Here is a 23,896-nt window from a genome sequence, read left to right on the forward strand (position 1 = left end):
GCAGGGCAGTAGAAAGCGATGAACTTTTGGGTTTACTCTGAACCAAATTTTTATATTTTGTTTTTAATTTATTCATCTTAAATACCAAATTGAATATTTGACGTTGTTCGTTAATAGCACTAAACTTTCTTAAACCACCGAACACTCTATTTGCCATATAAAGTGTTGTACACAGTTTTTTTAATCATGATTTTCATATTCAAGGTCATTAAGTTTCTTTCATATTTTTTTCCCCATAGACGGCAAATCAACCGGATTCGACAACTAAGTATTCAGCTATGGCCTATCGGCGAACCGAGCACTTAGTTATTGGCAGTAGTTATTTGGCAAGTATCATACTTAATCGTTTTGCTTTATGAGTTTCCGAAAGTTCCCAAAGAACTATAATTAGGAATATACAAAATTGAATAAAAAAAATCCAATAAAATTCCTTGGATCTTTGCCGAAATGTTAATTGTTTTTCAGAGGCTTTATAACTCATATTAAATTCGTCTAAAGTAACAGTAAACACATCTTTATTGGTTGACATTGAATTCAATTCTACCAATGAATCTTGAAGCTTTATTTGATATAATTCGTTAACGTTAGTATTATTAATAAAATATACAGTTTCCAGTTTTGTTCCAAATAAATTAAATATAAAGGTTGATGCGACTACTAATAAAGATAATAGAAAGAGTATAGAACATAATAAGGCATATTCTTTCTTCTTTTTTAATTCTTTTTTGGTTAATAGATTTTTTTTCTCGATTTTACTTGTATTTTCTATTCGGTGGCTAAAAACAATTTCGCTTTCAATGTTGTCAGCACTTATTTCTTCTTCTTTGACTTCAATTAATCCTTCGAATTGAACAAATTCACTTTTTCTAAATAAGTCAAATTTAAATATTGCTTTATTATCCCTACTAATAATAATATCAACAGATAAACCTTCGCTAAATTCAGTAGCTTTAACGTCTAACCATTTACAATTATCAGGTAATTGAGCAGAAATATCTTTTTCTATTAATTGGCCGTTAATATCAATATCTCCATTATTAAGAAGAGCTCCTTTTATGTAAATAATATTCTTTTTGATCGGTGAATTATTATGTAATAATTTAATTTCTTTAAAATTATTAGCAACATTATTTAATAAGTCAATCAAGCTTAACTTTACATACGTTATTTTTCCTGGATATTTCTTTCTTTTAAATAAGTCAAATGAGAGAAATCCAAATACAAGAGTTATTACAATTCCAATTATTCCAATAATAATACTGTAATCCATTTTTATTTTTTTTTACTTTCAACGTCTTTGTAAAAGGTTTAGGTGAAAAAACCGCATCATAATTAACTACAATAAAATCCTCATAATCGGTAATCTAGGAATGCAATTTTACTTTTAATTTTGTTAGATTACCATATTGTAATGTGTGGTAATTATTTTCGAAAATGTGTTCATTTCGTTATTTGATTAATTCTTCTTTTTTTTTCTTTCATTCTTTATTTTCTAACTACAGCCAATGTCACAACAAGTTATGTTACTCATTTTATTTATAGTATAAATTTAGTGATTTTTTTATCGTCTTAAAAGTCTTAACATTAAAAACATGCTTTAATAAACGCTGAAATCTCGGAGGTAATTAATCTACCTCGCAATTCAAAATATTAGACTACACTCTATTATAAATGCTGTTTTATAGCCACTAATATGCAATCAATAGCTAATTAATGGCCTCCAATGGCTCTACAATTATCTTGGATTGGAAGACCAACAGCTTTTTGTAAACCAGCTTGTCTCCCCGTTGGTTATGAAGTTGAAAGTTTCTGTTTTATCTATCTAGGTAAAACAGAAAAACAACAAAAAAGCTCAAAAATTTACATTTGTGATTTAGACTACTAGTGTCTCAAAATTAAATTAGATAAGAGTTGTTTTCACCTCAGTTATTTGTTGTGAGCTTTTACTTCAATAATTTAACTGTACTACTTGATATTTTTTTTAGTCCTTCTATTGAAGTGTCGATTAATTCCAAACACTTCATAGTCCTATTAGGAGAAATGGTGAGCTCCATTTCATTTGTGTCAATTGTTATTGACAACCCACTATACGTCTGATATTCTATCTCACCGTTTATCTCATCATCATGCAATGTGCCACCATCTTCTTCTTCTAAATTTTCGAATCTTTCCACTAAATCATCAAAATCAATTTCGCCTTCTATTGGTAAAACTATTTCATCAATTTGATTTGGAAATATGTCGTCAAAATTCTCGGGAAGAGCATCCCTCCCGACTCTTATTTGTAGGCACCTAGTGATTTTCGCTTCACTTGGTTCGTTCGAGTTTTGTTCCACTTCTATGAAATACCGAAAAAAATCATTTTCAACTTTTCCATAACCATCTTCAGCTGCATATTCGATTTGTTTTTTTCTAAGAGAGAGTATCTGCTTTGTATTTTGGTAAACATCTTGAATCTCTTGTTTTAAGTCACGTTCAAATGCTTGCTGAATAAACCCGTTTCCTGATGATCCAAATCTATCAGGTGCAAAATGTGATTTCTTGAAACCGCTAGCTCTTTTTACACTTATTGTAACTACTCTTTTTAAAGTGGCTGAATCAAACTTTAAACGCAGCTTTGGCAATTCTTGACTGAATTCTTCTTCTTGCTTTATCACTTTTCTGATTAAAAAATCATTTGAAGCACTAATTTTAGCATATGGTTTTTGAGTACTTCTATGCGTTGTACTTTTAGTGATATATTTTGGTACAACACTGCTTAGATAGTTTTTTAAGGTTGTGTCGGTAATAAATTCTTCATTGAGAATAGCATCATCTACATTGCCCTTAAGTGCTTCAATTAGGTGCCAAGTCCAAATGCCATGCTTTAGAAGTTCGCTGGGATAAGACTTATCTCCAGGAGAACATGACATGAAAATTGCGTGATAACTATCTGTTTTTAAGAAAGAATCAAGTTCCTTGTTATTAAAATTCGATATTAAATCTCTTGAAACAATTCCCTCGGTTAAGTAGGAAGAACATGTATCTAGAAAAAGGAGGCTGTGTTCACAGTCAGATTCTTCTAAAGGGTCTAAAAGAGTATTTTTTAATGAAACAGTTGTCCCATCTAAATTTGTTGGGTGTGTGTCCCAACATGTTATTTTGTTATGGCCGTTTTGATAAAAACCATGTCCTGCGTAATAAAAATAAAATCTTGTATCAGAAGTTAGTTGCCTAATATAATATTGTAATTCATCTTCCAAGGCAGACTTAGTGGCGTCCTTATCAATCCACATGATAATATCTTCTTCTAAAAGCCCAAAGTCTTCTTTAAGAAGCTTCTTAAATTTAGATGCATCATTTCTGGCGAATTTCACAGAAGAAATACCTTGTTCACCTGAAAACCGATAGTCTTCGATGGCTATAATTATCGCAAATGATTTTGGTTTTTCAGTTTCTGTCATTTTTCGTTTAATTGCTCACAGAATATGGATAAAACAAATTGTTGTTTTCAATATGCTAGAAAAAAAAACAATATAAGAACTTTTTATCGTCTTAAAAGTCTTAACACTAAGAACATGCTTTTATAAACGGTGAAATCTCGGAGGTAATTATTTCACAATATTTGATTACACTCTATTATAAATGCTTGAAGAATAAATTCGTAACACATATTAAAATACTGTTTTCTAGCTTCTAATAGGCAAATCAATAGCTGATTAATGGCCTCCAACGGTTTTACAATCACCTTGAATTGAGGAACCAACGGGTTTGAAAAACCCTGTTGGTTCTCCGTTGGTTATAAAGTTGAAAGTTTCCGTTTTGCCTAGATAAGTAGAAGAAAAACAAAAAAAATCAAATAATCACAAATATGGACCTCTAAGTCTAGAATAATAGTGTCTCAAAATTAATAGGAGAAAAGAGTTGTTTTTTACGTCAGTTCTTTGTTCCCACATATTATTTATCCCTTGTTTCTTCTTAAATATCTTTTGTATTCCTTTTCTACGAAACTTTTCCCAGGTTCCCAAAGTGATATTATTTTACCAACTTCATCAAAAACTTTTGCGTTATTCCTTTCGCTAATTGTTTTCATTCCTTGGTAACCGCTACTAAAATTTTTAATTCTCTCGCAAGATTTTTGAAGTTCAAAGAACGTAACTGGTGTTTTCTGTTCTCTTAATTTCATATAGTTTATTAAAATCTGACTGTTTTTTTGATTTGGTTTGTTGAACCAAACAGGCACTTTTCTATAGATTTTTTCTAATTCAAGTTCTTGTAATGTTCCGTTGTGATTTTCTGTATCGTTTTGTGGACTTTGCGCATAGATTGTTCTTTGTATTTCAGTTTGTGTTGAATCATAAACTTTTATCTTAAAATCCTCCAAAACTTTTTCAACGACACTTTCGCTGTGTTCAATCAAAAGTTTGTTTTTCAGTTCTGTTTTTAAATATTCGGAATATTCGGTTTTTATAATTTCGTTTTTGAGATTTTTAATAATTTGATTTTCTTTTATTGTCTCAATTTTCTTTTGAATATAATTCTCAATATTTTCGTTACTGAAAGTGTCTTTTTGGAAAAGATTGATAAAGTTCAAACCTTGTGGATTATCTTTTTTGAAAGAAATTCTCTCTAAAAGTTCGGATTGATTTGAGCCAACTAAAGAACCGTCAACAAAGATTTTGATTTCGTTTCCGATTAAGATTCCAAAATTCAGACGCAACATTCGCATATAAGACGAAAGTTGATTTTGATAACTTGGATTCTTTAAATCGGCAGAAGGATTTTTGACTTCAATTACGAATAGATTTGTTTCGCCCGATTTTATAATAATGTCAGGCATAATTCTATTCGATGCTCCTAACTGTATATTTTCTCGAACTGATATTTCTCTTTTAAAATGACTCCAACCTAATTTTTCAAATGCTTGAATTACTTTTAATTCAAATACTTGTTCTGATGCATTTGACGGAATACTCTCTGATAGTATAAAACATAATTCATTCCATTTTTCCAAATTTTCCATATTTTTCTTATTGTTTTGGTGTTCGTAATGTTTTTCTCAAATAGTGTGGCAACGTTGTTGTAAATGAATAGTAGCCGACTGCGGAAGTAGATTTTTTCAATTTACTACTAAATTTTATGCGGGCTACAATGTTCATTTTTACTACTATTTAGGCTATTGTTTTTATATGTTGTGCTATGCCGTTTTTCTTTATTAATTCAAATTATCAATGTTCATTTTAATAAATTTCATACTCGGATTTGATGTTACTTCAAAAACTCTAGCAATTAAATATTTGTCAACAGATTCCATTAGTCTAAATTCATTTGGTGAAATATAAAATGCCACTTTTTCAATCTTTTGATTGTAAGGAGTTGCTTTACTATCAATGAAAATATCATTGCCATTTTCACTAACTTTGAAGTCGTGGTCAAATGTTGTTTTTGTTTGCTTATTTCTCCAAATTACTTTTACACCTGAATCTATTTTAAAGCCTTCATCTGTTTCAGTTACCTCTTTATTAAATTTATTTGAGTAAATATTTTTTAATTCTTCGAATACAAACAGTTCGCCTTTATGTCCTAAATCTTCATCAGATTGATTATATATCCGGTTACCAGTATTAGGAATTGTTATTTCGGATTCTTCAGGGTTCAATAATTCATCAGGAATGAGATTAATTGCTTCATCTCCAAATTTTTCTTTTATATACTCAATCCCTTCTATAAAGCTATCAGAAAGTAATACTGATAAAAGCCTTTCTGCGTATCTGATATTTAAGAAAACTCCAATAGGTTCAATTAAACTATCCAATACTCTTGGCTTGTACCAGTTACCAACATAATAAAAATCATTACCCTCAGCCCAAGAACTTTTTTTCTGCTCATCAGCTTCATTCCCATAAGAAAGCCAAATCTCTGTAGTTTCTAAAAATCGAATATTTGTTAGTTTAGTTTTTAGTCTGTCATATTCAATTTCCCAATCTTTTTTACTTCTCGATTTTTCCACTGAAACAATAGCAATCAAAGGTAAAATATGATTGAGTTGATTTTTTAAATCCTGAATTTCAGTTTGACTATTTGAAATACGAGCCTTGACTGTATCAATAATTGAAACGCCAAATATTTTAAGTAATTCAACAATATTTTCATCCTTTTCATCACAAAACGCCAAGTTTGATGCTTTGAAACCTTCTGCTGTCACAACAGATAAATCATTAGGCGCAAAAAATGTTTTGCCATCTTTCGCTAACAATTTATTTGATATTGACCAATCTTCTAATTTATCTGCATAACCTAAAAAACTATTGGATATTATCTTATAAATATGTTCTATTCTTTTTTTGTTCTCCTTCTTTTGTTCTTCATCAGCGCTTGTATCTTTCCAAATAGCCGTCAGTATTAATAAGTAATCATCTAATTGAAAAGTAGATTTAAACTCTAAATAATCTAACCATTCTTCTGGTATCACTCCTTCAAAATCAAATACTGGTAAATATTTACCTGCAATCTTTTTTACCTCAGGAATCATACTGTTAAATACTTCTTTTGCTGGGAGACAATTTTTTTGTGAGGTTGGAAATATCGGAGAGTTTTTCATTATCCAATTATTTAAAGATTCAATACTTCTTTTGCTAAATCCGCTTCCAGTATCAATGGGACCTTTTTTAATTTCTAAATTTTGAGATAGGATTGCATCCCAAAATGTAACTGAGAAACTGAATTGATTTGCACATTCAATAAATGATATCATTTGATGGTCATATCGAGAAAAAGGATTAAGGTATCCCCAGGTTTGATTCGGAGCACCTGATGGGATTGTTCCAAAATATTCAGGGTAATTTGATTCTAAATCACTTCTGTTGATAGTTTTCTTACTCCAATTAATTGATTCTTTTATCGAAATTTTAATAAAAAAGGTTTTCCATTCACTTTTCAGTTCAGAACCTTTAAGATAATCTTCTGAGATATAAAAATCCTTCTCGTAAACAGATTCTAACTTTAACTCGGGCTGATAGTAATCTGGAAGAAATGCGCTTTGAGCCTCAATTAAATTACCTTCTTTCGTTAGAATTTTAATTGATTTTAGATCATCATATAGGTTATCCATAAATTCTCTATTTTTATGATTATTGAAAAGGTATCTCCCTACTTCGATTGCATTATCTTTTGTTATAAAATCCTCATTACCAATTATAGTCTTTTCAATAAAGGAATTATCAGAAGGCTCTTTAACTCCCAAATAAACTAACCACTGTTTAATACGATGATTAGATTCAATTTCTTCCATTGTTTTTGAATGAACAATACTTATTTCATCTGAAAATTCATCTGTAAACTCAACTGCTGGGAAATATATACGCTTAGGACTTTTTAGTTTCTTATTTTCATCAAAAATAAAAGAAGTGTTTTGCAATTTTTGATTCCAATGATTTTGCTCGTCTCCTTTTGAAAACCTTTCGGATTGATTATTCAAAAAAGTAATAAGACTATAATTTTCCTTTCGTTTATGATTAGCAATAAAAAACTTGGAAGCAAGAAGATTACTTAAACTATCAATATCAAATTTTTCAACACCTAAACGTTCTAAAGTACTTACTGGTTCCAATTTTGGAATAAAGGAATCAATAGTATAAACTGTATCACGTTTAGAATTAATAAAATCAATAATTATCTTAGGGTCAAGGAATTTTGAAATGTTTGTATCATCAAAAATAGAATTCGAAACTTTCAACAGTATATTATTCTCGTTTGGAAGAAATTCAAATCTACTAACTGCTTTATCAAAACCTTGATTAAATGATTGTTTTAATTCTGAACTACTTGTAAATTTTTTGGGTATCAGTTTTAAAATATCTTCTTTAAAAGAGGTCTGCGTCAATTCTGTTAACCACTCAAATAATTTAATAGGTATTTGTTTAAATAACCAAATATTCCATTGCAAATCTTCGTGAATGTGTTGTCTTCCAGCATCTGTAATAAAACTAGCATTTACAAGAAAAGGAAAGTCATAATTTACAGAAGTAGGCAAATAGGTAAAAATCAATCTATTATCTTTATTGATTGTTTTTATTTTTCCTTTATCAATTTGAACTGCTAATGAAATTTCTGTTTTTGTTGCTAATCTTAGTTTCTTAGGGATACGAGCATCATTTTTAATTAATTCAGTAGTAGATTTATCAACAATAAACGTAAATGATTTTAATAGCCATTCGGATAGAATTTTATTGTTTTGTTTAAGTTTAACTGTATTGTTTTCTTTAATTTTTTCGATTACAAATGGCTTATTTCCTTCTACAGTAATTTTGACATTTTGGCATCTTAAGAATAGTAAAATCTGGGTATTAGAGAAAAGTTCTAAAAGTTCTTTCTCTAACTTAGACGTGTCTTCAAATTTAATTATTGTTGAAACATTGTATGATTTAACAAAAGAGAAAAGTTGCTCTATTTCTGACCAAATAGGAATAATTTGCCAAGGCATTTTAATGGTAGTTTCTTTTTCTTTTTTTTCTCGGCCATCTCTCCACTCTTTTTGATTTTGCCATTCACTATTCCAATGACCTTGCCAATGTGATTTGTCAAATTTAAAGCAATAATTACCTGAATTTATTTTTACATAATCAGAATGAGAGAATACCGATTTAAATCCGATACCCTTGAACCCGGTTTTATTTGTATCTCCTTTTTTATTACCATCTCCAACGCTACATATGGATTCTATATCAATCTCAGAAAATTTTTCACCTTGATGAGATATAATAAGATAGTTATCTACAACTTTGAGTAAAATATCAAGTTCTCTTGAATTGCTACTTGCATCATCAGCATTTTGTATTAATTCATAAATAAATCGTTTGCTGTCAGTATATATATCTGAAGACAGAGATTCTAATGAATTTGCTTGGTCTTGTGCTGATTCAGGACTTGTATAATTAGATTTCTGTTTCTCTAATTCTTGAATTATCTTTTTTTCAATCATTGAACTTTTGCTTTATCATTAGTTGATAATTGGATGTTTCTTTTAGATGGCATAGAACATCCGTATAAACTGTATTCAAATCTTCCTTAAAGGGTATATATCTTTTAAGTAGGAAATTTCTAATTTTAATCTAAACTAACACTTTCATATATATTATCCAGCAGACTTTGTATTAATCTCAAAAACTAGAGTGTTTTAACCAACGGCTTTTTGTAAATGCATTATTGCAGTTGTAAATGGTGAATATAGCAGCGGTTTTTAAAATATTCAATAGCTACAGTTAATTCCCGTTGATGACCTGTTGAGCCTACGTTGGTTCCCCGTTGGTTTCACTGTTGGTTCCCCATTGATGACCCGTTGGTTTTTCGTTGGTTATGAAGTTGAAAGTTTCTGTTTTGCTCAGATAGTAGAATAAACAATAAAAAGACTCAAAGAATCACAAATGTGAATCTCTGAGTCTAGAATAATAGTGTCTCGAAATTAATGGAGAAAAGAGTTGTTTTTCACCTTAGTTCTTTGTTACAAGCTGGCTTTGTCCATCATTTTAATTTTTTGGTTAGTTCTTGAAAGAATATATGAGCCGTCATCTTCTTTTTTAATTTCCAATCTCTCTTTGGTACGAATTAAAAAATGTTTTTCATTTTCGTCAAGTTCATATTTTATTCCTGAATAATAGAGTTTGTCTTTTAAGTCAGTTGCGATGTAATCTAAGAGCCTGTTTTGAGGTTCGGACAGCCAATTGACCTTTTTTGGCTTTGCTTTGATTCTGAAACTTTTGTCGTCCAACCATTTTAATTCAAATTCTCTTCCGTTAAAAAAATTCACACCGAGACAAATTTCCTCAATCAAATTATTGTCATAGTAGATATATCGGTTTGCTTTATCTACAGACCAATCTTCTCGTGGGTCTAAACCTAATTTTGAATATGGAACTCCCATTTGTTGTTTTCCTACTAAGAACCTCCATTCATTCTCGTAATTCCATTGTTTAGATTTAATGTTAGTTGAATAGTATAATGGAATCAACATTGTTTGAAATTCACTTATGTCAATTGGCTCCAATTTGTCTGTATAGTTGATTGGGTACAAACCTAAATATTCTTCATCATCAGTTATTTTGCTCTCAATACTCTGCTCAATTTTCGCAGTATTGAATTTAATTTGAAATCCTTTCTCTTGAGTGTAGTGAGGCCACATTAAAGGATTGTTTTCTCTTTCTGTGGTTGATATTATTCCAAATAAATTTGTAGCTATGTAGTAAAGAGAAGAAATATAGCCTTAACATGGACTTTCTCTTTTACAATCGTCCTCGTAGAACTTTTTTAGTTCATCCATATTCTCTTTGTAAGCAAATCCGAGAAATTTTTCATGAAGTTCAAAATCCAATGGTTTTGACGTAAAGAAAAGAAACGGACTCGAGTCCAAGCAATCATTAAGTTCAATTGGATGAGAAGCATAAAAATATCCATTAATGAAAGCATCTACACTATATTCGCTCAAAGCATAGAATTTGAATAAATATTCTGGTTTATTTTTATTGTGTTCAATTATTCCTTTGTCATCTCCAGAATTGTAATACTTTACATATGTGAATTCATTAAACTTGTATTTTTCGATGTTCTTCATTTAGCTTGCTTATAACGTTTGGTATATGAGCTGTGGCGTGTTTTAGCACCAAACTTTCCAAATATAAACTAACTTTGGGAATTCCAAAGATTTTTCAAATGGGCACAGACCCAGCAATGGCTTATACACGGTGTTGTGTGTCCGTGCTTTTATTTCTTTAAATTATCTAAAATTTGAATCAATTTGTATAGAGTAGAGCTCGGATTTTCAAATTCGGTTAATGCTTTTGCTCTTTTGACAGCATCCTCTTTTTTTGAAACAAGTTTTAGCTTTAATTTTTGGTCAATTGCACCTTTTTTGTATGATTTATTTCTATTTTCCAATTCTCTATAGCAATGGGCATTATTGGTGTTTGCATTTTGATTTTTATAGTGTAGTAAAAACCAAAGCTCTATACATGGATTAGAAACAAGTAATTCACAGTTATCAATTTTAGAAAGTCTGTCTATCATAGTTGGTACGTCTAAATCATAGACTAGAAAGTTTAAATCTTTCTCGTGAGTTGGTTTATCTTTTTTATAGTTCTCTATGTATGCTTTTGTAATATTATTTCCTCTAATTTTTGGATGAATATGTATAGATGGAATTCTGTATAACGATTTTAATAAATTGATATAAGCCTCTTCTGTTTCTCCTTCGCAGAAAACAAACAATGTTGGGTTTATCTTTTTTCCTTTTGATTCTTTTCTCCTTCTTGCCATCTAGTCATTAATAAGAGAATGTAAATTCTTAATTGAATCATCTACAATTGGAATAGAATCGAACCTACCTTGTAAATATGCTTTTTCCAAGTCCATTGTGTCTCTAAAGTCACTATAATCATAAAGAGAGTATAAATCAGAGCCTCCATCTTCTTTTTTATTGACAAACCAAATTTGGTCTTTTCTGAATTTATTTAAATCCATTAGATTAGTGTTATGTGTGGAAAAAATTAATTGTGCTTTTGAACTTGCATTGAATATTTCAATAATGTAATCAACTATTTTAGGATGCAAACTATCCTCAATTTCGTCCACAATTAAGGTTTTATTATTTTTCACAATATCTATTATTGTAAGCATCATAAGGAAAAGTTTTTGAGTCCCTAATGATTCCTCGCTAAAGTCAAAAGACGTATTAGGCGAGAATTTATGATATGTTTTTAGTTCAATTTTTTCTAGTTCATCATCCACAAAAAACGCTTCTTCAGTATCGAGGTTTGCTTTCAAACTTCTTCCTTTCTCTTTTTTAAAGTTGACTTTAAAATCAACAATATCACTATCGGCAAATTGTAAAGCCGTTAATAATTGATTTTTGTATGAATTAATTAACGATTCAAGATTGCTTTTTCCATAATTTGAATGATGTAGAATGAAGTCTCTATGGAAAAAGTTGAATATATTTTTTGGTATCTCTCTATCCATTTGGCTAGCTCTAGAGATATATAGTGTTTTGTTTGATGTATTTTCAGCAACATCAAATGGTCTCCTTATTACGGATGTTCCGAATGAATATTTTTCTTTTTTAGTTTTTCCAGCACGTTCGTTTCTTTCAAAAACTTTAGTTTTTCTACCATTTGGATAATAGTATAAACTTTCTGTTAAGATTTGAGTACGATTAAATGAAAATGAATATTTATATTCAATGTCATTGATTACAAACCTTATGAAATAATATGATGGTTTATTGGAATACCCTTTAAACTTGAATGGTTGAAAATTAAATATAGTATTCTCATTATGCTTGTGAGATTCATATACCATAGCATTACAAAATCTAATCGTTTTTATAATATTAGATTTTCCAGAAGCATTAGCTCCATATAAAGCAAGTGTTTTTAAAACTTCAATATCACCATACTTAAATACATTGCCTGATAAAAATTTTGATTTTGCAGTATTAATATTTCCAGTTCTTATGTCTAAAATCACCTCTTCATTGATTGAAAAGAAATTTCTTAATCGGATTTCTAAAACCATTTTATATCTTCAATTTGTAAAATTTTTACAAATATAAACATTAAAATTGATTTTTATTTCTGTTTAGAAGATTTTATGAGTTATATTGGGCATGACACACAACATCCGTATAAACTCTATTCAAACCTTCAGTAGAGGGTATATTTTTTAAATAGGTCATTTTTAATTTTGATCTAAATTAATACTTCCACATATATTATCCAACAGACTTTGTATTAATCTCAAAAACTAGAGTGTTTTAACCAACGGCTTTTTGTAAACCCGTTGGTTGAATTATTGCAGCTGTCATTGGTGAATATAGCAGAGGTTTTTAAAATATTCAATAGCTACAGTTAGTTCCTGCTGGTCACCTCGCTGGTTATGAAGTTGAAAGTTTCTATTTTACCAAAATAATTAAAAAAACTCAAAGAATCAGTTTTATGAATCTTTGAGTCTAGACTACTAGTGCCTCAAAATTAATGGAGAAAAGAGTGGTTTTTCACCTCAGTTCTTTGTTGCCAACTGGCTTTTTTTAATTAATAATCTTGAATTAAAACTTCAGTTGGAATATGAAGAGTAGTATTTAGTTTTCTAATCATATCTAATGTCAGTTTTCGCTTTTTATTCAAAATCTCACTAACTCTGCTTTTAAATCCGACAACTTCTGCTAAATCCTTTTGTTTCATTCCCAATTGTTCCATTCGGAACTTAATTGCTTCAATAGGGTCAGGCATTCCAATTGGGAATTGCTCGTTTTCATATCGATCAATCAATATTGATAGGATTTCCAATTCGTCTCCTTCTTCCGTTCCTTTTTTTGCATCAAAAATATCCTCAAGTCTGTTGAGCGCTTTTTGATAATCGTTTTCGTTTCTAATTGGTAATATTTTCATAATCAGATGTTATTTGCGTCAATTTTGTCATATTCTGCATGAGTTCCAATAAACCTTATCCAGCATATTCCATATTCAAAGTTGAATTTTACAATCAAACGATAATTATTGCCTCTGATGTTGTAAACAATTCGATTGTCCTTTAAAATACTTGCACTCGGATACTCACTTTTTAATTCGTTAATATTCTTCCATTCGGATTTTTCTGTTTCTTTATACCACGATTTTAATTGTTCTTCACAATCAGCGTGTTTTTCACAAAAATCTCGTAAAGTTCGTTTTGCGATTACTCTCACATTATAATTGTTTAACCCAAATATAAGAAAAAAGTTACCAATTTGGTAATTAATTTATTTTTTTAGCTTGTTGGCAACAACAAGTATAAGCGTAGTGAGAGATTTCGAAGCACTTACTTTCAATTTACCGTAATGTTTGTTAATTACAAGGTATTTATATTTAGACGCTTAGCCCACATTACGCTTATACAATATTGTGAGCTTTTACTTTTTTTTATATAACGAATCCAACGACAAGGTATGTTATGACATTCGCTAATCCGTGAGCAATCCAACTTGGAATTATACTCCCGTTTCCTTTTTTTTCATTCAAATATCCAAATACATAAGCTGCAACTGTTGGGAAAATAAAAATCAAACTCAAATAAATGAAATTAGTAGTAATTACAGCAAATAGAATCATGTGTAATATTCCGAAAATTATTGCTTGCATAATATTGCCTTTTATAAATCCAAGAGAACTGATTAAACGTTTAGCAATAAATCCCCTAAATAATATCTCTTCTGCAAATGACGTTTTGAATATTGCAATTATTAATAGGATAATTATGGAATTAGTTCCAAAATCCATTGCCCTTAATTTTCCCGTTATACTATTCGGATCAAACATAATTTCTCTGAACGATTCGCTTGTAAATATTAAAAGTACCATTGGCGCCAATAAAATCAGAGATGCAAAAATCGCAAGAATATTTGCTTTTGAATTAGACTTCTTTAACCCTATATAATCTAAAAATCCTTTTAAAGTTTTTTTCTTAATTACATAAGCTAAAAATGGAATCAATGCGAATATTAGAATTTGTAATATCATTTCAATTATCTCGATTCCCATAGTTTTTGTTTTAATTGCTCACAACATGGGAATAATTCAACAAATTGTGTTATTCCAATTTTATTTGCAATATAAATTTAGTATTTTTAATCGTCTTAAAAATATTAACATTAAAAACATGCCATAAATAAACGGTGAAATCTCGGAGGCAATTAATCTACCTCTCAAATCAAAATATTAGAGTAAAACCTTTCATAAATGCTTAAAGAATAACCTAGTAACACTAATAGATATATTGAGTTATAGATGCTATTAGGCAAATCAATAGTTGATTAAAGGCCTACAATGCCCTTGGATTGGAAAACCAACGGGTTTGTAAAAACCCGCTGGTCTCCCCGTTGGTTATGAAGCTGAAAGTTTCTGTTTTGCCTAGATATAGGTAGAAGAATAAACAATAAAAAAACTCAAAGAATCACAAATGTGAATCTTTGAGCCTAGACTATTATCGTTTCAAAATTAATGGAGAAAAGAGTTGTTTTTTACTTCAATTCTTTGTTATGGGTAGTTCTTTATGATCCAATTTTGAATAAATATCCAAACTAATGAATTCACCATTTTTAATTTCGCAATCTTTCATAGTTCCTTCAAAACTGAATTTCAGTTTTGCAAGTGCCTTTTTACAATTCATATTTTCAGTTTCCACAAATCCCTCAATCCTATGCAGTCCAATTTTGTCAAATGCGTAAGTAAAGATAAGTGGCATGGTTTCAGTCATAAATCCTTTTCCCCAGTTCTCTGGTAATAACCAAAACCCAATTTCAGCTTTTTTATTTTCTTTATTTAAGTCGTTTAAACCTCCTGCGCCAAGAAATTTTCCATCAACTTTAGAGCATATCGCCCACCAAATCCCATTTTGGTTTTTTTCAAGATTAGAAAACCATTGCATTTGTTCTTTGGTTGCTTCTAAACTATCGAAACTAATACCGTAATACTTTATAATATCAGGATGAGAAAGCCCTTTAAAAACATCTTCTAAATCAGAATCAACAAATTGCCTGAGAATCGTTCTTTCTGATTCTAAAGTTGGGAAATTATCTTTCATTTAGAGTTTTTTTTTAATGACTTACAAGGTTGCCTGTATGGTTAGTGATGTATATAAATCAGTACATTTTTCTGAAAATGTTAAACTTAATTTAATGGTCTTAACTTTTGTGTTTTGCCATTAGAAAACCATTGACTATACAGATTGTTATAAGGCGTTTTATAGTATCGGTTTCCAAATTTCATTTACTGGTTTTTTACCTGTAATCATTTCTAATAATTGAATTAAATATTGATTTTCTTCTTCACCATTGTCTTCAATCATTTTTTTAAATGCCATTGCACCAACTGGGAATATGGAAGTTAAATCAATTTTCCAATTATTACTTTCCTTATAGAAATGAAAGTAAAAGGGAGCTTTTTGTCCATTCGAAATAAGCTGCCCTTTAGCAAAATTTTTATCGATTTCAACATCTCCAATTTCAGTATTCATTACGCTGTTTTTTCCAACCATTCCTTCTTTAATAGCGTAAATTAATAGTTCTTTCCCATTGAATGATAAAATATCTCTTTTTGATGTTCTATACCTGATTGATATAACCATTAACTTGTCAAGAATTCCTAATGAATTTAGAGTCAAAGAATCTGCCTTTTTAGTTGTTTCAAGAATTTCATTATAATAAGATATTGTTTTACTGTCAACAAAATCTACTGCTTTTTCTCCTTTGTCATTTAAAATTGAAGTTTTATAGCTGTTAAATGATTCTCTTACTAATTTCTCTTCTTTTTCTTGTCCAAGACAACATGTAATTATTGACAATGATAGGAATAGGCTACTTAATATTTTTTTCATGCTTTTTATTTAATGACTTATACAAAGTATATTTATAATGCCGTATGAATAAATTGAATTATACTACGACGTAGCTCAGCACAGGTTTTTTGATGGATTGAAATTAAAAATAATTAGCATAGCCTTAGCTACGGTAATTATTTTTCATAAAAAGCAGGTGAAAAAAGCCTGTGCCGAATTCGTTTCGGTAAAATGATTTATTGCGACATTATAGGTCTAATTTGGTATTATAGCGGTTTGCATATAAAACGTAGTTATAAAAATAATCTACTACTTTTTGGATTATAGATGAGCCGAATTTTAAATTTGGTGATCTTCACTAATGAGCAAAAAAAAGTCTGGTAAAGTAGGTAGTAGCTATGTTTTATAAACATTGTTCTTCACCTTTTTTTTGTACTCGAGTATGCCTTTTATCGGTTAAATATTATCCAAAACAAAAGTCAATTTCGCACGCCTCTTTCCTACTTCATTAAATTGTTTAATCAGATTTACTGTAAAAGTAGTACCTGTTTTTTCGTCACTCACAAGATTAATATCCCCACCGTGAGCCTCAGCAACAATTTGTGTTAATGTCAAGCCCATTCCCCAACTAGCTGAAACCGGTTTTTTATCCCTTTTTGCACTTCCCATAAACTTGAATATCTGCTCTTGTTTGGAGAGAGGAATAGGATTACCCCAATTATGGACTTTAATTGCGACCGCATCTTCTTCATCTTCTATTGAAATTGTAATTGGTTTATCGATAGAACCATACTTGATAGCATTACCGATTAGATTATCGACCAACCTTTTAACTGCAGTTTTGTCAAAAATACCTATGATTTTTTTTGCATTATATTCCAAATTTATTTCGCGAGTGTAAACCTCTTTACTCTCGGCGTGAACAAATTTCATTTCTTTTAAAAGGTCTGAACTTTCAAAGGTTAACAACATTCCTTCGCCAGATTTAACTGTAATTCCGTTCATAAGCCCTTCAATAAGGTTAATCGCTTTTTTCACGCTTCGCTGGGCTGCTATTCTCGTTTTATTAGTCCATTCACCTGTTTTGTCCTGCTTCATCATTTCTAACGACAACTGGGCGGCAGCAAGTGGGTTTCTTATATCGTGAGCGAGCGTACCAATTAATTTTTCCTGCATATCCTGTATGGAACGTGAAAATGAACCTACAGATTTTAGTATCGAGGTTTCGATAACATATTTGAGCAAATCCGAAACCTTTTCACTATAGCCATTGTGGGATATGAGGAATTCACTCAATGTGCGGTGAAAGATTATATATTCGTGTACAATCTGTTCAGCAGTATAATAGACTTTAGTTGATCGTTGCTTGCCGTGTTCTTCGCTGGTTTTAAGGATTTCTATGTATTTTTCATCCTTATTAAAACCCTCCATTTTATCGTATCGTATCATTAATCTGGCGATATCGTTTATAAGATCAGGTAACTGGTTGTATAAAGCAATGGAGTCAGATTCCTTGCTTGCAAGTACTTCTTGCACAACTTGGTTCTGCCAAATTTTCATAATTTCTGCATTATTATCTCGAAGAATTTTTGCTGTTTTTTCCATAATTTAGAAAAATATTTAGCAAATTTAACTTTTAAATCGATATAACAATCTGTAAGTCAGTTAGTATTTATTGAAAGAGTTAAATTATTAATTTTGTGACCGATTTTTTTCAAAGATGATGTGGAACCTATGCATAACACAACTTGTTGTGTTATGCATTTTTATCAAAAATCTAATATATTAACTTTTTATCGTCTTAAAAGTCTTAACACTAAGAACATGCTTTAATAAACTCTAAAATCCCGTAGGCAATTAACCTCTCAAATCACCCTATTTGATTATACCTTATTATAAAGGCTTCTTTAGCTACTAATCCTTAAATCAATAGCTAATTAATGGCCTCTAAAAACTCTACAATTACCTTAGATTAGAGAACCAATGGCCTTTTGTAAACCCGTTGTTCTCTCCGTTGGTTATAAAGTTAAAGGTTTCGGTTTTGCCTAGGTAAATAGAGAAAAAAAACTCAGAGAATCACAAAGGTGAATTTATAAACCTAGAATTAGGGTACCAAAATTAAAGTAGAAAAGAGTTGTTTTTTACCTCAGTTCTTTGCTGTAAAGTGTTATTTCCCAGAACTTGGTATTTTTCCACTTTTCCATTCCTTCATTTGAATTTCCGAACCTGGGAAATATCGTAAATCTTTTGTCTTTAGATCTAATATTCCAAACGCGAGAATTTGATATTTATCTTGATTAAATTTACTTTCGTAATCATCTTTTTTCAATGGAATAAAATAGCCTACAATTTTTATGGTGTTATCTACTTTTTCAAAACCGCTATCAATCATTGAAATTACCCAAATTTCTTTATTACCAATCTTTAGTTTAGAATAAGGTGTGTTTTTACTACTTCTTTCAACTTGGACAACTTGCCCCTCTAAAGCAATAATTTTATTTTTCCAGTTTCCTATTTCTTCAAAATCTTTCTCCTCAAAATTTATTGGATATGTTTTAGATTTATTTGAGTTGGCTGGTTCAATTGATTTTTTAAGTTCAGCATCTATTAACCTTCTTACCTTTTCGCAGTTTTTATTTAATGATGGAATTATTCTGTTTTTGATTTTGTCAATTACTCCTTCTCCAATTAAAATTTTCTGTTCATCCTTATCTACAATACTAAAAATCTGATTAAATTCTTTATCGTAACATTTATTAAATTCTGGTTTTATCTCTGAATATGATTGCATATCGTTATCCATACAATCACAAATTTTGGTTGAAACCTTGTTCGTTATAGATTGAATACTTTGGCTAAAACCTATAAGGTTAATTAAAAGCGCGGCTATAGTAAAAATTACTCTCATTTGTTTTTTTATATTTTGCAAAACAATTAGGCTAATGCTAGTAAGACAGTCGATAAGCCCTTAGCCAAAGCTTTTTCATTTTGCTTTTATCTTATTTTTTTAAAAGTCAAATTAAAAAGATTTTGTAGTCTTTGAAATTAAGAAAAAATCTTTGGCAAAGCCTATATTCACTATGTTTTATAGACTTTTGTTATGCCACATTGTTCTGCACATCAAAAGCCATATTTTACTTTTCTTATACTGTCTTTTTTCTCTTTTAGCACCAAAGGTGGCAAACCAATCGAAATTCGGTTGCTATCTACTTTTTTAAGGTCGTCTATCATATTCGCATATCCGCCACCTTGCGCATTGTAAGTTCCATAAATTTGAGGTTCATCATTGTATAAATAATATTGGTCAATCATAGTACCTAAAGCTCTTAGTGGTGCTGTCCCATTTCGAACAAACTCTTTGATTTTTGGAACGAAATAATTCATTCGGATGCTATCTTTTGTGTGTAACAAAAATAATCCGACATCTACTGGATAATCCATCATATGTGGGCCAAGAAGTTCATCAGTTGGATATCCAATACTTTCAAAAAGTTCAATCAATCTTTCTTCATGTAATTTGTCGATACTATCCTGTTTTGTAAAATCAGATTTGCCATTCCCACCACGATACATTTGGTCAGCACTTCGCATCCAAATCAATTCGTCACGCAGTTTTAAATTAGCTTTATTCTCAAAGTCTTTTCTTAACACGTCATATTCTAAAACGAATTTTTTACCATAATCTGATAATAGGAAATCATCAAAAATCTCATTGTTTTGAAATCTGCTTAATTTTACACCCTTTTTAATCTGCTTTTTTGCATAGTCATATGTAATATCATACTTTTTCAAAATAGCGGAACTTTGTGTGAATTTACCTATTTCGTTAAAGGTTGTTGTATTTTTTGCTTTACAGGAGTTAAAGATGTCTTGGTATAAATCAAATGCTTTTTCGTAATTTTCAATATCAAATTTGTAGTCAGCTCTATACATTATTTGGTAATAATCTGTAATGTAATTGCATTTATTTTTTGGCTCATTTGCGCAACCAAGAAAAATTAAAATCAATAGTATTGAAAGTATTTTCATAGTTTTTTTCAATGTGGCGTTACCTATGGAAAACACAAAAAGTTGTATTATCCAAATTATCAAGTAACTAATATAAGAACTTTCTATCGTCTTAAAAGTCTTAACACTAAGAACATGCTTTAATAAACACTGAAACCTCGGAACTAATTAATCTACCTCTCAAATCACAAATTTGAGTACACTCATCTATAAATTTTGTTTTCTAGCATCTAAAAGTCAGATCAAAGACTACGTTATGTATTAATTGTTTAAGGTTTTAATACCCATAAATTGAAGGAATCTGGATAATAAGATCAACATCTATTTGCATTCTACAGACGTTTTATGGCGACAGAATTTCTAATTTGAGTATTTATTGAAGACTAAAATATTTTATGCTTAGGGAATCTTACGCGAGGAGCAAGTAATACCAATTTTTGCATTTCAGCAAACACAGAAAAGGAAATCAATTCTTTTCTGTGTTCTGAAAAAATAGTTAACCTGCTTTTCGACTTCTAATTTTCGCGATTATTAGTTGAATTCAAAAATTACTATTTGACAAAACTATAGTCATCCGTTGATTTATAGCATTTTACTCGTTATACATTTTATCTATAATCACCTTGTATTTTTTCTGAATGACTTTTCGTTTTAGCTTTAAAGTTGCTGTGATCTCTCCCGCTTCGATACTAAATTCTCTTGGTAACAATTTAAATTTTTTAATTTTTTCAAATACCGAAAAATCTTTTTGCAAGGCTTCAATTCGCTTTTCAAACATCTCTTTAATCTGACTGTTATTAATCAATTCTTCAACGTCTTTGTAGGCAATTTTATGCTCAGTGGCATATTTTTTTAAATTCTCAAAACTCGGAACAGCCAATGCGGTTACATACTTCTGTTGGTCACCTACTACTGAAATTTGTTCAATAAAAGCATCGTTTATCAATGCCGTTTCTAATTTTTGAGGCGCAATATATTTTCCGCCAGACGTTTTCATTAAATCTTTTATTCTGTCTGTAATAATTAAATTCCCTTTTTCATCTATCAGTCCAGCATCACCAGTTTTAAACCAACCGTCTTCAAAAACATCGGCAGTTTCTTTTGGTTTTTTGTAATACCCTTTCATTACGCTAGGTCCTTTTACTAAAATTTCATCGTTTTCTCCTATTTTTATTTGAGTACCATGAATTGCTTTTCCTGCAGAATTAAATTCGAAATGCTTATATCCAAATAGCGAGACGGTTGCTGTAGTTTCAGTTAAGCCGTAACCACATTTAATATTTAAACCAAAAGAATGAAAAAAAGACACCATATCGGGAGCTAAAGGGGCTCCTCCGCAAGGCATGAATTTTATGCGTCCACCAAAAACTTCTCTTAATTTGCTCAACACCAATTTATCTGCAATTTTGTGTTTCAACTTTAAAGCTAATGGTACTTTTATATCGTTTCGTTTGTATTTGTTAAAATAGGCGTTTCCAATACCCAAAGCCCAGCTGGCTAATTTCATTTTTGTAGGCGAAGCTTCTTTCCTTTTATCTTGAATTGCAGCATAAATTTTCTCGAAAATACGAGGAACTGTGCACATCACTGTTGGTTTTACCTCTTTTAATACCTCGGCGATTAACTTCGGATTTTGGTTGAAATATACTTTTATGCCTCGATGCAAACAAAAGAAAACCCAGCTTCTCTCATAAATATGACTCAATGGTAAAAAGCTTAATGAAGAATCTTTTTCTGAAACAAACAATTCAAAATCATGCGCTACTAACGACTGCATAAAGCTTGTATGATCCAGCATGACTCCTTTGGGTTCTCCGGTAGTGCCTGAAGTATAGATAATACTTGCCAAATCGGTTGACTTGCATTCGTAATATCTTTTTTGAAGCTCTGTTTCAATGGTTTCATTCGCTTTTAAAACCAAAAAATCATTTAGATGAATTGAGTTTTCGTTGTCCTCGATGTTTATGTCTTCGCAAAGACTAACTATGTATTTTAAGTTGCTATTAGTTTTTGAAATTTGCAGTGTTTTGTCATATTCTTCCTGCCCCCCCACAAAAACCAAATTTATTTCAGCATCGTTTACAATGTATTCAACCTCCTTCTTTGAATTTGTTGCGTAAATAGGAACCGTCACTGCTCTTATGCTCATTATGGCAATATCTGCTGTGATCCATTCGGGCATGTTTTCAGCGAATATGGCAATATTTTGATGTTCTTTTATTCCGTAATTCAATAATGCTTTTGACAGGTTTTGAATTTTGTCGCCAAAATCCGTCCATGAAATTCCAACCCATGTATTCAATTTATCATCCTTGTAATAAATTGAATTTGCACCCTGATATTGCTGTACGTTGTTTCTTATTTCTGTGCCAATATGACTGTTTTCCATTTATAATTTAGCTTTTTATATTTTGAAATCTTAACTAATATAGTGGCATAAAGATACGAAGATTTACTGCGATTAGAGAAGGTAAGCGGAATATAAAAACCACTGCGCTACTTCAGTAGTGTTGTCTGTTCTCAGGGAAAACATATCCATTTTTTAAAAAAAATAGCCATGAATTTGATTCGCCTGTTGCTGCTGTTCGGGTCTAAAAAAACACGATAACAAAACTCAAAGAATCACGAATATAAATCTATAAGTCAAGAATAATAGTTTCTCAAGATTAATAAAGAAAAGTGTTGTTTTTTAGCTCAATCTTTTGCTGGTAAATCGTAGTCTGTTTTCTATAATTGATAGCTTTAAGGTTTTGTTAAATTCCCATTTTCGAAGTAGACTTTCCATTGTTCAATTAGTGCAGCTTCTATCTTAGTATTTTTCGTTCATCAATCAACTTGCAATTGTCTATTGGAATAGTTTTCCTTTTGCTGATTTTATTCAATTCACAAAATTCAATAGTATCAATTTTCCCTATCCACTCTATGATGTAGTCATATTCATAAAAAGTCCTTTCTTTACTTCCAGTCAATGTGAAATCGGATTTTCCATTTATTTTATATCTAATAGGTTTAGAGTGTTTTAGGTCACAGATTTTATGGTTCTCCCGTTTAGGAATTCCAATTCTCTTTGAATTTGATTCATAATCAAGAAAAACTTCATAGGTATCTTTGTTAGATTTTTTTAATTTGAAAAATTCAAAAGCTTTAGGGCTATCTAATTGTATTAAGGTATAGAAACTTTCGTGATTTGATAGTATAGATTTTGTCGGCACATTCTTAAAGGAATTTGATACATCAGTATTTTTGATATGTTTATTCTCTAAGAAAGATAACCATCCTTTAGTATCTTGAATAATAGTTACATCTGCTGTTTCAAAATCTGGAAATTTCTTGTAGTGAATGGGTAACATCAGTATGTCGTTTTCTAAATAGCCTTGCCTAGAATCAAACGACATATCGATATCCTGAAAATGCTTTCTATTTTCAGGATTGTAAGTAGATTTAGTAAAAACCCCCTTCGATTTATAAATTTGAATTACATCAATCATTCTAAAAGCTAATGAATTTGTTAAGATGGCTTTTTTGTAATATAGACTCTTTTCTATTCAAT

At 30.3% G+C, this 23,896-nt stretch carries 18 protein-coding genes; all 18 read right to left on the minus strand.

All coding sequences use genetic code 11. The features are described from left to right. Positions 1-319 precede the first annotated feature (319 nt). Complete coding sequence (locus P700755_RS18075) at positions 320-1,270, minus strand: hypothetical protein (RefSeq protein ID WP_015026056.1); 951 nt, start codon at positions 1,268-1,270, stop codon at positions 320-322. 673 nt (positions 1,271-1,943) lie between these two features. Further along, positions 1,944-3,443, minus strand: coding sequence for a caspase family protein (locus P700755_RS18890; protein WP_015026058.1), 1,500 nt, complete (start codon positions 3,441-3,443; stop codon positions 1,944-1,946). Positions 3,444-3,940: 497 nt separating this feature from the next. Continuing rightward, complete coding sequence (locus P700755_RS18085; RefSeq protein ID WP_015026059.1) at positions 3,941-5,002, minus strand: type I restriction enzyme HsdR N-terminal domain-containing protein; 1,062 nt, start codon at positions 5,000-5,002, stop codon at positions 3,941-3,943. A 192-nt stretch (positions 5,003-5,194) separates the two neighbouring features. Further along, a complete protein-coding gene (locus P700755_RS18090) occupies positions 5,195-8,959 on the minus strand; it encodes a sacsin N-terminal ATP-binding-like domain-containing protein (RefSeq protein ID WP_015026060.1) in 3,765 nt (1,254 codons plus the stop codon). A gap of 519 nt (positions 8,960-9,478) precedes the next feature. After that, on the minus strand, positions 9,479-10,156 hold the full coding sequence (locus tag P700755_RS18095; protein WP_041758518.1) for a DUF2971 domain-containing protein: 678 nt from the start codon (positions 10,154-10,156) through the stop codon (positions 9,479-9,481). Positions 10,157-10,237: 81 nt separating this feature from the next. Beyond that, positions 10,238-10,585, minus strand: a complete 348-nt coding sequence (locus P700755_RS18100; protein WP_041758520.1) for a hypothetical protein — start codon at positions 10,583-10,585, stop codon at positions 10,238-10,240. Positions 10,586-10,734: 149 nt separating this feature from the next. Next, positions 10,735-11,286 (minus strand): RloB family protein, encoded by a 552-nt coding sequence (locus P700755_RS18105; protein ID WP_015026061.1) that lies wholly within the window; start codon positions 11,284-11,286, stop codon positions 10,735-10,737. Continuing rightward, positions 11,287-12,543 carry an AAA family ATPase gene (locus P700755_RS18110; protein ID WP_015026062.1) on the minus strand — a complete coding sequence of 419 codons (1,257 nt, stop codon included), beginning with the start codon at positions 12,541-12,543 and terminating at the stop codon, positions 11,287-11,289. It abuts the gene before it with no gap. 515 nt (positions 12,544-13,058) lie between these two features. Then, positions 13,059-13,415 (minus strand): helix-turn-helix domain-containing protein, encoded by a 357-nt coding sequence (locus tag P700755_RS18115; RefSeq protein WP_015026063.1) that lies wholly within the window; start codon positions 13,413-13,415, stop codon positions 13,059-13,061. Between the two features lie 2 nt (positions 13,416-13,417). Beyond that, on the minus strand, positions 13,418-13,711 hold the full coding sequence (locus P700755_RS18120; RefSeq protein ID WP_015026064.1) for a type II toxin-antitoxin system HigB family toxin: 294 nt from the start codon (positions 13,709-13,711) through the stop codon (positions 13,418-13,420). Positions 13,712-13,925: 214 nt separating this feature from the next. Beyond that, positions 13,926-14,543 (minus strand): CPBP family intramembrane glutamic endopeptidase, encoded by a 618-nt coding sequence (locus P700755_RS18125; protein WP_015026065.1) that lies wholly within the window; start codon positions 14,541-14,543, stop codon positions 13,926-13,928. A 484-nt stretch (positions 14,544-15,027) separates the two neighbouring features. Continuing rightward, positions 15,028-15,585: a GNAT family N-acetyltransferase gene (locus tag P700755_RS18130; RefSeq protein WP_015026066.1), complete on the minus strand. Its 558-nt coding sequence runs from the start codon at positions 15,583-15,585 to the stop codon at positions 15,028-15,030. 159 nt (positions 15,586-15,744) lie between these two features. Continuing rightward, a complete protein-coding gene (locus P700755_RS18135; protein WP_015026067.1) occupies positions 15,745-16,377 on the minus strand; it encodes a hypothetical protein in 633 nt (210 codons plus the stop codon). Positions 16,378-16,794: 417 nt separating this feature from the next. Then, on the minus strand, positions 16,795-17,943 hold the full coding sequence (locus tag P700755_RS18140) for a sensor histidine kinase (RefSeq protein ID WP_015026068.1): 1,149 nt from the start codon (positions 17,941-17,943) through the stop codon (positions 16,795-16,797). A gap of 562 nt (positions 17,944-18,505) precedes the next feature. Further along, entirely contained in the window at positions 18,506-19,141 is a 636-nt protein-coding gene (locus P700755_RS18145; protein ID WP_157609340.1) for a hypothetical protein, read from the minus strand. Between the two features lie 317 nt (positions 19,142-19,458). Further along, on the minus strand, positions 19,459-20,367 hold the full coding sequence (locus tag P700755_RS18150) for a hypothetical protein (RefSeq protein WP_051007990.1): 909 nt from the start codon (positions 20,365-20,367) through the stop codon (positions 19,459-19,461). A gap of 571 nt (positions 20,368-20,938) precedes the next feature. Continuing rightward, the gene (locus tag P700755_RS18155; protein WP_015026071.1) at positions 20,939-22,735 is read right to left on the minus strand and encodes an AMP-dependent synthetase/ligase; all 1,797 of its coding nucleotides are present in this window, start codon (positions 22,733-22,735) and stop codon (positions 20,939-20,941) included. A gap of 415 nt (positions 22,736-23,150) precedes the next feature. Continuing rightward, a complete protein-coding gene (locus P700755_RS20460) occupies positions 23,151-23,834 on the minus strand; it encodes a hypothetical protein (RefSeq protein ID WP_015026072.1) in 684 nt (227 codons plus the stop codon). Positions 23,835-23,896 lie beyond the last annotated feature (62 nt).

It is taken from the genome of Psychroflexus torquis ATCC 700755 (assembly GCF_000153485.2).
In the GTDB taxonomy this organism is placed as follows: Bacteria; Bacteroidota; Bacteroidia; order Flavobacteriales; family Flavobacteriaceae; genus Psychroflexus; species Psychroflexus torquis.

What these genes read in the sequence shown, in the direction of transcription:
- P700755_RS18075 (WP_015026056.1), bottom strand. Translation starts at nt 1,270, where the DNA reads ATGGATTACAGTATTATTATTGGAATAATTGGAATTGTAATAACTCTT.
- P700755_RS18890 (WP_015026058.1), bottom strand. Translation starts at nt 3,443, where the DNA reads ATGACAGAAACTGAAAAACCAAAATCATTTGCGATAATTATAGCCATC.
- P700755_RS18085 (WP_015026059.1), bottom strand. Translation starts at nt 5,002, where the DNA reads ATGGAAAATTTGGAAAAATGGAATGAATTATGTTTTATACTATCAGAG.
- P700755_RS18090 (WP_015026060.1), bottom strand. Translation starts at nt 8,959, where the DNA reads ATGATTGAAAAAAAGATAATTCAAGAATTAGAGAAACAGAAATCTAAT.
- P700755_RS18095 (WP_041758518.1), bottom strand. Translation starts at nt 10,156, where the DNA reads ATGTGGCCTCACTACACTCAAGAGAAAGGATTTCAAATTAAATTCAAT.
- P700755_RS18100 (WP_041758520.1), bottom strand. Translation starts at nt 10,585, where the DNA reads ATGAAGAACATCGAAAAATACAAGTTTAATGAATTCACATATGTAAAG.
- P700755_RS18105 (WP_015026061.1), bottom strand. Translation starts at nt 11,286, where the DNA reads ATGGCAAGAAGGAGAAAAGAATCAAAAGGAAAAAAGATAAACCCAACA.
- P700755_RS18110 (WP_015026062.1), bottom strand. Translation starts at nt 12,543, where the DNA reads ATGGTTTTAGAAATCCGATTAAGAAATTTCTTTTCAATCAATGAAGAG.
- P700755_RS18115 (WP_015026063.1), bottom strand. Translation starts at nt 13,415, where the DNA reads ATGAAAATATTACCAATTAGAAACGAAAACGATTATCAAAAAGCGCTC.
- P700755_RS18125 (WP_015026065.1), bottom strand. Translation starts at nt 14,543, where the DNA reads ATGGGAATCGAGATAATTGAAATGATATTACAAATTCTAATATTCGCA.
- P700755_RS18130 (WP_015026066.1), bottom strand. Translation starts at nt 15,585, where the DNA reads ATGAAAGATAATTTCCCAACTTTAGAATCAGAAAGAACGATTCTCAGG.
- P700755_RS18135 (WP_015026067.1), bottom strand. Translation starts at nt 16,377, where the DNA reads ATGAAAAAAATATTAAGTAGCCTATTCCTATCATTGTCAATAATTACA.
- P700755_RS18140 (WP_015026068.1), bottom strand. Translation starts at nt 17,943, where the DNA reads ATGGAAAAAACAGCAAAAATTCTTCGAGATAATAATGCAGAAATTATG.
- P700755_RS18145 (WP_157609340.1), bottom strand. Translation starts at nt 19,141, where the DNA reads ATGGATAACGATATGCAATCATATTCAGAGATAAAACCAGAATTTAAT.
- P700755_RS18150 (WP_051007990.1), bottom strand. Translation starts at nt 20,367, where the DNA reads ATGAAAATACTTTCAATACTATTGATTTTAATTTTTCTTGGTTGCGCA.
- P700755_RS18155 (WP_015026071.1), bottom strand. Translation starts at nt 22,735, where the DNA reads ATGGAAAACAGTCATATTGGCACAGAAATAAGAAACAACGTACAGCAA.
- P700755_RS20460 (WP_015026072.1), bottom strand. Translation starts at nt 23,834, where the DNA reads ATGATTGATGTAATTCAAATTTATAAATCGAAGGGGGTTTTTACTAAA.